The sequence below is a fragment of the Alcanivorax sp. 97CO-5 genome (assembly GCF_000524665.1).
In the GTDB taxonomy this organism is placed as follows: Bacteria; Pseudomonadota; Gammaproteobacteria; order Pseudomonadales; family Alcanivoracaceae; genus Alcanivorax; species Alcanivorax borkumensis.
Genome location: NZ_KI965891.1, coordinates 1 through 3,317, shown reverse-complemented (window position 1 = coordinate 3,317; position 3,317 = coordinate 1). Strand labels below are relative to the sequence as shown.

At 57.6% G+C, this 3,317-nt stretch carries 1 protein-coding gene and 1 pseudogene; both read left to right on the top strand.

What is annotated here, in order from left to right; all coding sequences use genetic code 11:
- Positions 1 to 33: 33 nt before the first annotated feature.
- Positions 34 to 3,071: pseudogene (locus tag Y017_RS08030) on the top strand (condensation domain-containing protein); the annotation flags it as partial.
- Positions 3,072 to 3,086: 15 nt separating this feature from the next.
- A partial coding sequence (locus Y017_RS15420) for an AMP-binding protein (protein WP_255346559.1) occupies positions 3,087 to 3,317 on the top strand: 231 nt, incomplete at its 3' end.

The window sequence follows — 3,317 nt, the reverse complement described above, 5'->3', positions numbered from 1 at the left end:
GACATTTGGCAGTCTCTGCTGGGCCGAGAAGGCGTGAGTCGTGATGACAACTTCTTTGCCCTGGGCGGCGATTCCATTTTGGCTTTGCAGGTGGTCAGCCGTGCTCGGCAACAGGGCTTGGCATTAACGCCTAAGGACCTTTTTGAACACCCGGTGCTGAGTCAGCAGGCCGCAGTGGCGGACCCGGTGAATGTCACCATGGCCAGCCAAGAGCCCTTGTCTGGCCCGGTGTCTTTATTGCCGATTCAACAGCGTTTTATTCAGCAGCGAGGGTTGTCCGCTTGCAATCAATATTTGCGCTTTTCCGTGCAAAAACATTTTGATGCGCAGGTGCTGGAACAGGCGTTGCAGAGGTTGATGGCGCAACACGATGCGCTGCGTGTTCAGTTCGATAATCAACAGGTGGGAACAGCGTATTGCCTGCCGGTGAATGACGCGCCGTTGTTGCAACAGATAGACAGTGACGATAGTGCCGCCATCGAAGCTCAGATGATCGCCGTGCAGCGCAGCCTGAATCCGGCGAAGGGCACCTTATTGGGTGCGCTGTATGTTACTGGGGCTTCCCCGCAGTTGTTGCTTAGCATTCACCATTTGGCGGTGGATGGGGTGTCTTGGCGTATTTTGTTGGAAGATTTTTTTACGGCTTACCAGCAAATTGAAGTAAGCGGAAAGGCCTCCTTGCCGCGCAAGACACACACTTTGCGCGATTGGCAGGAGATACTGGACCAGCACTTTCTGCCGCAGGCAGAACAAGCGTTGCCTTACTGGCAAGCGGTGTGTGAGCCCATGCCACCATTATTTTCCACGGTGAAAGGTGGCGTCGCTTCACGTATTGATCGGCAAACCGATGCCCAGACATTGAGCCGCTGGCAGCATAGCGCTGACCGTTATGCCTCGTTAAATCTGGAAGAATTTTTGCTTATCGCGCTGGCCCAGACTCTGGCCGATTTCAGTGGTCGCAATGCGGTACGCATTCACCGGGAAAGCCATGGTCGGGCAGCCGGTGATGCCGCGGTGGACTTAAGTCGTACGGTGGGCTGGTTGACCAGTTTGTATCCCCAACGGCTAGATCGTGCCGAGGATCTGACGGCCACCATCAAGCAGCAAAAAGAACAATTGCGCCAGCCAGCCAATGGTGGGTTGGCGTATGGCTTGCTGGTTCAGCACGGCAAACTGGAGGATGGGGACCACCGCCTGGATGTGCTGTTCAATTATCTTGGTCAGTTCCGGCACGATGATATGCCCGGCGTGTCGTTAATGGACGCAGGCCTGTGGCAGGAAACGGATGCTCCGGCCGATGCGCCATTGGTGATCAACGCAGATCAACAAAACGGCGCCTTGCGCATTCAGGTGAATGTAGATGGTGAATCTCTCTCCCAGGGGCAGGGTGATAGGCTGGTAAGCCAGTGGCTGGAGCAGTGCGACCGTTTGGCACGGCACTGTGCCACGCAGGCCCCGGTGCTAACCCCGGCGGATATGCCTCTGGCATCGCTAACCCAAATGCAACTGGACGCCCTACATGACCGTCCGCAGCAAATTTTGCCCCTGTCGCCGTTGCAATCAGGGCTGCTATTTCATTCCCAGTTAAGTGGTAACAACAGCACCTATGTAAACCAACTGGTGTTGCCGCTCACCGGAGTACAGCCAGCCCGGATGTGCCAGGCCTGGCAGACACTACTGGAACGCCATGGTGTGTTGCGCACAAGTTTGCTGCCTGCAGCGCAGGCAGACGATCGCCATCAAGCGGTTTGGTCTACGCAGCAGGTGAAGCTGCCCTGGTGTGAGCTGGATCTGCGCGGTGAAGGTGATAGTGCATCGGCGCTGGATAAGTGGTGCAAGCAGCGGCGGGAAAATGGGTTCGACTTGCAAGCGGCGCCGCTGTGGAAAGTCGACTTGTTGCGTACCAGCGAAGACCGGTTTGAGTGCGTGCTGACACTGCACCATATCCTCATGGATGGCTGGAGCACCGGGCTGCTGCTCACAGAATTGATGGCTCTGTATCACGGCAAGACACTGGCGGCGATGACGAAAAGCTATGCGGATTATCTGGCTTGGTTGCAGCAGCAGGACCGGGCCGTCACTCGAGCATTTTGGCAACAGTACCTGTCGCCGGTGCAGCTGCCCACCCGGCTGGTGGACGCCGTGGGGACGGGGGAGAAAGGCGCGTTTCGCCGGCACCCCATCGAATTTGATGCGGCCACCAGCGATGGCCTGCGCCAAGCCGCCCGTGACAAAGGGTTGACCATCAATACCCTGGTGCAAGCCGCCTGGGCACGGGTGCTGGGCCGTTTTACCGGCCAGCAGCGAGTGGTCTTCGGTAATACGGTAGCGGGTCGACCGGCGGAATTGGCAGGCAGCGACAGTATGCTGGGGCTGTTTATTAATACCCTACCCATGACTGTGCCTCTGCATGGCGAACAACCGGTGGCGGACTGGTTGATGCAATTGCAGGCGGACAATGCGGCGCTACGGGAACAGGGCCACGCGCCATTGTTCGAAGTGCAACAGGATGCCGGCTGGGGCGGGGAGGGGTTGTTCGACACCTTGTTGGTGTTTGAAAACTACCCGCTAGATGAATCTCTTTTGGGGGGTGGGCAGAGTGAATTGCAATTGGGGACTCCCACCAGCCACGAGTTCACTCATTACCCGTTGACTGTGGCAGTGTTGCCCGGCGATCACCTGCAAATGTTGTTCGCCCACGATAGCCAAGCGTTGCCGGTGCCGTTGGTGGAGCGCATGGCCAGCGCCTTTAAGCGAACGTTGCTGGCGTTGTCTCAATCCGAGGGCATGACCTTGGCCGAACTGAATGCGCTGGGTGACGATGCCGCCCCATTGCAACAGTGGAGTCAGGGTGGGGGTGAGTGGGTTGCGGATAGCTTCGTTTCCCTGTTCTCGCAACAGGCCGCCAAACGCGGTGATGCCATTGCGCTAGTGCACGGTGGCACTCGCGTGTCGTTTGCCGAACTGGACGCGCGCTCTAATCAGCTGGCCCGTTACTTGATGGGCCAAGGCGTGAAAGCGGATCAAGTGGTGGGGGTGTCGTTCGAACGTGGCGTCACCATGGTGGAAGCNCCTTTATTGCGGTGATGAAAGCCGGTGGCGCCTTCCTGCCGTTGGACCCGGGCTATCCGAAAGATCGTCTGCATTACATGCTCAAAGACAGCGGTGCCCGCTTGTTGCTTACCTCTTCAGCGTTGATTGGGGTTCTGCCTGAGGTTGCAACGGTTGCTCCAGTGGCGGTCGATCGTTTGTCGCTGAACGATTTCCCTGCGAATGCGTTGAATAACGAGCCGCACCCAGACCAGCTCGCCTATGTA